This is a genomic window from Pseudomonas sp. NBRC 111140 (assembly GCF_001320885.1).
In the GTDB taxonomy this organism is placed as follows: Bacteria; Pseudomonadota; Gammaproteobacteria; order Pseudomonadales; family Pseudomonadaceae; genus Aquipseudomonas; species Aquipseudomonas putida_P.
Window position 1 is genome coordinate 1 of sequence record NZ_BCBQ01000161.1, and the last position, 6,099, is coordinate 6,099.

7 protein-coding genes are annotated in these 6,099 nt (G+C 60.0%); 2 read left to right on the forward strand and 5 right to left on the reverse strand.

All coding sequences use genetic code 11. The annotated features are described in order from the left end of the window. From APH42_RS28265 to APH42_RS28280, 4 genes are all read right to left on the reverse strand, one after another. The coding region (locus tag APH42_RS28265; protein ID WP_256217849.1) for a S1-like domain-containing RNA-binding protein at window positions 1–326 on the reverse strand (326 nt) is incomplete at its 3' end. A 106-nt stretch (window positions 327–432) separates the two neighbouring features. Next, the gene (locus APH42_RS28270) at window positions 433–2,886 is read right to left on the reverse strand and encodes a TonB-dependent receptor (RefSeq protein ID WP_060494715.1); all 2,454 of its coding nucleotides are present in this window, start codon (window positions 2,884–2,886) and stop codon (window positions 433–435) included. A 118-nt stretch (window positions 2,887–3,004) separates the two neighbouring features. After that, the gene (locus APH42_RS28275; protein WP_060494716.1) at window positions 3,005–3,946 is read right to left on the reverse strand and encodes a FecR domain-containing protein; all 942 of its coding nucleotides are present in this window, start codon (window positions 3,944–3,946) and stop codon (window positions 3,005–3,007) included. Then, window positions 3,943–4,461 (reverse strand): sigma-70 family RNA polymerase sigma factor, encoded by a 519-nt coding sequence (locus tag APH42_RS28280; RefSeq protein ID WP_305728952.1) that lies wholly within the window; start codon window positions 4,459–4,461, stop codon window positions 3,943–3,945. Before APH42_RS28280 ends, APH42_RS28275 begins: the two co-directional genes overlap by 4 nt. A 147-nt stretch (window positions 4,462–4,608) precedes the next feature. Between APH42_RS28280 and APH42_RS28285 the strand changes: the two genes are divergently transcribed. Further along, complete coding sequence (locus APH42_RS28285; protein WP_012273648.1) at window positions 4,609–5,478, forward strand: DUF6279 family lipoprotein; 870 nt, start codon at window positions 4,609–4,611, stop codon at window positions 5,476–5,478. A 126-nt stretch (window positions 5,479–5,604) separates the two neighbouring features. Continuing rightward, the gene (locus tag APH42_RS28290; protein WP_060494717.1) at window positions 5,605–5,961 is read left to right on the forward strand and encodes a hypothetical protein; all 357 of its coding nucleotides are present in this window, start codon (window positions 5,605–5,607) and stop codon (window positions 5,959–5,961) included. Between the two features lie 39 nt (window positions 5,962–6,000). Here the strand turns inward: APH42_RS28290 and APH42_RS30020 are convergent. Then, the coding region (locus APH42_RS30020; protein ID WP_156352967.1) for a bifunctional isocitrate dehydrogenase kinase/phosphatase at window positions 6,001–6,099 on the reverse strand (99 nt) is incomplete at its 5' end.

The following is a 6,099-nucleotide window of genomic DNA, read 5'->3' on the forward strand; positions in this document are numbered from 1 at the left end:
AGCGGCCGTGCCTCTTCCGAGTACGGCATCAGCAGGTCCTTGGACAGGCCCCAGTCAAGGAAGATACCGGCACCGTTGATGTCCTTGACCTTGAGGCTGGCGAACTCGCCCACCTGCACCTTGGGCTTCTCGGTGGTGGCGATCAGCTGGTCTTCGCTGTCCAGGTAGATGAACACGTTCAGCCAGTCATCGACCTCGGTCTCGGCGTTTTTCGGGATATAGCGCCCGGGCAGCAGGATCTCGCCATCGGCGCCGCCGTCCAGGTACAGACCGAAGTCCACGTGTTTCACGATTTGCAAACTGTTGTAACGCCCAAGCAGAGCCATTTCCGATGATCCTCAAGACAAGGGGGCTATTTTCCGGATAGACATGGGGTGGTGTCAAAGCTTCCGGACGGTTGCCCCTTTGCGCTTGAGCTTTTGGGGCGCTGGATCAGAAATCGTAGCGCAGGTTCAACATGGCGTTACGCGGTGCACCGTAGTGCCCGTAGTTGCCAGCAAAGCCCGCATAGTACTTTTCGTCGAACAGGTTGTTGATATTGAGGGTGGTGCTGAGGTGATCGGTGACTTGGTAGCGTGCCATCAGGCTGGCCACATAGTAGTCATCCTGTTTAGCCCGAGTCTGGTAGCGGCTAAAGTACAGTGACGTACCCGAGTTCCAGTTGACGCCACCGCCGACGGTGAGCTTGTCCCATTCGCCAGGCAGGCGGTAGGTAGTCCAGAAACGCAACGTGTCTGTGGGCAACTGGGTCAGCTGGCGGTTGCCATCGGAGTCTTCGGTACGGGACCAGCTGTAGCTGGATTGTACGCTCCAGCCTGGCAGTACCTCGCCGGAAAGCTCCAGGTCGACACCTTTGGTTTCGGCACCACTGACAGCTTTATAGGCGATGTCGCTGGTACCTGGAATCGTCTCGCCCGTGGCAACACCCAGATTGTCACGCTTGATGTAGTAGATCGCGGCGTTGGCATTGAGGCGGCGGTCGAAGAACTCACCCTTCCAACCGGCCTCGTAGTTGGTGCCTTCCACGGGATCCAGTGGTTTGTTGTCGATGTCCCGGTTCGATTGCGGTTTGAAAATGTCGGTGTAGCTGACATAAACCGATTGCTCAGGCGTCACGTCGTAGACGATGCCGGCATAGGGTGTGACCACGCCACGTTCGCGCATTCCATACACGGTAGGGTCCCGTTCGGGGATGGCATTGAGCACCTTAGAGTAATAGTTGTATTCGTAGTTGCTGCCGCGCGCCCCCAGGATCACGTGGAGATCATCGGTGAAGTTGAGGCGTGTTGCCGCAAAGTAACCGCTTTGCCGTGAGTTGATGTTGAAGTCCAGCAGTGGCGTGTAGCTGGCTGGTTTCGGCAGTTCGTTATCCCACGTATCGAAATCGAAACCTTGGGTGCCGCCGGTGTAGGAAAAGTGCGTGTTGTCATATTGCTGGTAGTTGTAGCCGATTATCAGCTCGTGGGTCTGTCCAAACGCTTGAAATGGCCCTTGCAGGGCCACGTCCACCCCTTTTTGGGTCTGGTCAGCCCACGATTTCCCTCGCTCAGCGTTAGCACGGTTGGTTGCCGGGTCCAGGCTGGAGGTCAGGCTGTTGGTTGCGTAGTAGGCTACGCCGACGTCCCGGTCTACGTCCATGTAGTTTGCCGCCACTTTCAACTGCCAATCGTTGGCAAGCTGCTGTTCGACATTGATGGTGTAGTTGAAGGTTTCATAGTCATCGTAGGCCCAGCGTGCCCCGGCGCTGGTCGAGCGCGAGAAGTTGGTTTGCTGGCCATTGTTGTACATCAAGGGTACGCCAGGGGCGCCAGTGGCCTTGTAGGTCTGATAGTCGACGCCGAAACGCACCAAGGTGGTATCGGTAACATCGGCTTCGATGACGCCATAGGCAATGTTCTTATCCTGGCTGTACCAGTCCATGAAGGTGTTGTTGTCCTGCTTGGCAGCCACGAAGCGGCCACGCAGCTTGCCGCTGTCGATCAGCGGACCGGAGACGTCTGCTTCGAGGCGGTTGTAGTCCCAAGAGCCGATTGTGCCTTGCACGTAGGATTGAAAATACGCAGTCGGGCGCTTGTGAATGACGTTGACTACGCCGCTGGGGTCGCCTGCACCGGTCATCAGGCCGGTAGCACCACGCACAATTTCCACGTGGTCGTACAGGGCCATGTCCAACAAGGTGCCAGGCATGGTGCGTGTCTGGTTTTCCTGCGTCGTGGTCACCCCATCAATCTGGTAAGTATTGATCTGGCTGCCGCGTGAATAGATATTGAAGCGCTCGCCGCCGTCCTGGGACATGGTAATTCCGGGAGCCTGTGTCAGCACTTCGCTCATGGTATGCAGTTGCTGGTCATCCATGCGCTGGCGGGTAATGACGCTAATCGTCTGCGGTGTCTCTCGAATCGACAGGTTCATCTTGGTCGCCGTATTGGTCGACCCGGTCGTATAAGACCCCGTCCCTTCCGTCGTAGCCCCCAGGCCCGAGGCATTGATGCTGGTTGCGCCCAGCTCGAGTGCGCCATCCTTCGTACGCGGCAAAAGCAGGTAATTTCCATTACTGGCGGCCATCACCTGTAGATCGCTCCCTGCCAGCAACCGGGCAAACCCTTGGTCGACACTGTATGTCCCCTGCAAACCCGTACTGTGCTTACCCTGGGTCAGCTCGGCCTCGAACGACAGCACCACCCCGGCATCGCTGGCAAAGCGGCTGAGCACCGCGCCCAATGGCCCGCTGGCAATGGCATAGCTGCGAGTGGCTTCGACGGCACGGGCCTGCCCTGCCGCACTCAGCGGATGAATCACCGTGGCCTGCAGCAGCAAGGCGGCACTGAACATGGCAACGACGAGGGGTTTTCTGGGGTAGCAGTGAGGGGTAACGCGGCGTGGCATGAGGGGCTCCTTCAAAGGCCTGTGGTGGCGGTTTGCAGGAGGGGTCGTGTGAAATTGGAAAACCGACAATGCAAACGAGAAATATTTTTAAAAACGATCTGCTGCCCCAATGACAGCTTCAGGCCAAAGGCCGCACCCTCACCCAGAATCGCGTGCGGGTCTCGATCCGCACCGGCAGCGCCTGGGCAATCGCCTGCAACGCGCGTGCGGTATCGTCCAGCGGGAAGGCCCCGGACAGGCGTAGATGGGCAACCTCCTTGGCACACTCGATAAAGCCGGGGCGATAGCGCTGCAACTCATCCAGCACCCGGCCCAGGGGCCAGTTGTCGATCACCAGCCGGCCATTCACCCACTCATCCCGATTGGGGTCGAGCACTTGTGGCGCAGGCAGTGGCCCGGAACCAAAGCGCAGGCTCATGCCCGCCTCCACCCGCAACGGCTCGGTCTCTGGGCGGTTACGCACGGCAACGGCATGTTCCAGCACGTCCAGTTCGGTCTGCCCGTCCAACTGGCGCACGACAAAGCGCGTGCCCAGCGCACGCATCTCGCCCTGCTGGCTGCGCACGCTGAGTGGCCGTGCATCCTTGGCCGTGGTCACCATGATTTCTCCAGCGCGCAGGATGATCAGCCGCTGCTGGTGGTCATAGCGGATGTCCACGGCACTGGCCGTGTTAAGCGTGAGCTGTGTGCCATCCTCCAACCGCAGCTGGCGCCGTTCCCCCGTAGCGGTGCGTACATCGGCCAGCCACAGTGGCGTCTGGCGGTAGCCGGTCCAGGCCAGGCCCGACACGCCAAGGCCTAGCACCAGGCCCTTGAGCACAGTGCGCCGGCCAGTCAACGGCTGTTCCACCGCCAACGTTCGTTGTGCCACAGTCGACGGCACGCTGCTCAACTCGGCGTGAAAGGCCTCCAGGCGCTGCCAGGCCCACTGATGAATCGGGTCGCCCTGATGCCAGGCCTGCCAACGCTGGTACAGCGTCTGATAGTCCGCCCCGGCACTCAAGCGGGCATGCCACTGCGCCGCATCACGCAGGGCCTGGCGTTGCTGCGCCGGGCTCACAGTTCGGCATCCAGCGCAAACAGCAGGCACTGCTCGGTGGCATTGGCGATGTATTTGGTCACCGAACTGACAGACACCCCAAGGCGTTCGGCAATTTCGGCGTAGCTCAAGCCTTCGAGGTGGGAAAGAAACAGCGCCTGGCGCACCTTGTGGTTCAGGCCATCGAGCATGGCATCCAGTTGCAACAGCGTTTCCAGCAGCAGCACCCGTTGCTCGGGTGACGCCTCAACCAGTTCTGGCTCCAGCGCCAAGGCTTCCAGATAGGCCTGCTCCAGCGAGCGCCGGCGCAAATGGTCGACCATCACCCGCTTGGCCACCGTCGCCAGAAAATGACGCGGCTCGCGCAGCGGGTGGGCCACCGTGCTGGCGATCAGGCGCAGGAACGTGTCATGGGTCAGGTCCGCCGCCCGCTCGCGATCGCCCAGACGCCGGCGCAGCCAGCCTTGCAGCCAGCCGCTGTGGTCGCGGTACAGGCAGTGCATGTCATCGTGCGGTGCAGGCGGGACCTTGTACACGCAATCATCCTTGTAACGATGCGGATAAGAATTAGTCGCAATAATAGTGAGATTGCCGATGGAAGGAAACCGCCATTGCAACGATACGGTGGAACCCTGCGGCTACCCTTACCTCTACCGATTGGTTGCCAATGCAAGGAACAGCACATGCCCCTACGCCTGTCCAAAGCCCTGCTCATCACCATCGGCTTCGCTGCGGCCCTGGCCGCCTGCAGCCGTATCGACCTGGCCTACCGCAACCTTGACCGCCTGGTGCCATGGTCGCTGGGTGATTACCTGGACATGAACCGCGAGCAGAAGGCTTTGCTCGACGACCGGCTCAAGGAGCACCTGGCCTGGCATTGCAAGACTCAGCTGCCCGGCTACCTCGACTGGCTGGACCGGATACGCGGCATGGTCGCCGACGACCAGGTTACCGACCAGGCCCTGCAGCAACGCACCCGCGAGGCCCGCGAAGCGATTGGCCGGGTGGCCGAGGAAATCACCCCTTCGGCCACCGAGTTGCTGCGTGGCATGAGCGACAGCCAGGTAGCGGAGATGCGCGCGGCCTTCCGCGACGACATCAGTGAGCGGCAGAAGCAATACGTGGATACCCCTCTGCCGAAGCAGATCGCCCGCCGTACCGAACGTATGGAAAAACGCCTGACACCGTGGTTTGGCGAGCTGACCCCGGTGCAAAAACAACGTGTGCGGGCCTGGTCCGAAGCGCTGGGCGATCAGAACCGAGAATGGATCGCCAACCGGGCCCACTGGCAGCAGCAATTGCTGTTGGCGATGAACCAACGCAACGACGCGAGCTTCGAGCCGCGCCTGGCGACCTTGTTGCAGCACAAGGAGAGTTTGTGGACACCCGAATACCAGGCGGCCTATCAGAACACCGAGCGGCAGGCGCGCAGCTTGCTGGTGGATCTGGTGCAGCAAAGCACCCCGCAGCAGCGGCGGTTCTTACAGGAGCGGTTGGGCAAAGTACGTACCGATTTCAGTGATTTGAAGTGCCTGAAAGGTGCACCCGCCTGAGCTATCACCTTGATGCGGTAGCGGTGTGGCAGCTATCTAACACAAGCATTGGATCGGCTCATGCACGCTGTCGGCTTGGCCTGAAACCCAGGCCATGCCCCTACCATTATCGCGAGGATCAGGTGCATGAACGCTGAATCGACAATCCAAAAAGAGTTCAACCCTTTCATTTCAGGCACGCTTGACGAACTGTTGAAGACCATAGCGTCAGACGGTGTGATATCAATAGAAGAATACCAGCAGGTCCGCGAAGAAGCGGACAAACGCATGGAAAACCTCATTGGCTTGTTCGGCACCCACAACAGCACGCTGAAGGCCTACATGAACTCCATGGACGTCACCATGCAACTGCTGCAGTTGACAGCGCTACAGGCCAAGAACGCCAAACTCACGGATACTGGCGAAGCGATTGTCCGCGATGCATTGATGGCCCAGGTCGAGTACCTGCGGGCCGGTGCCAACCTCGTACTCAGGCTGCTGTAACAACACCCCAGGTCTCGGCGGACCAACGCTCGCTGAGGCCTAACGCCCCTTGCGCCGATAGGGAAACACATCGATCACCTTCCCCTCGCGTATCGCCGCCTGCAGCCCCTTCCAGTAATCCGCGTCATACAGTTCACC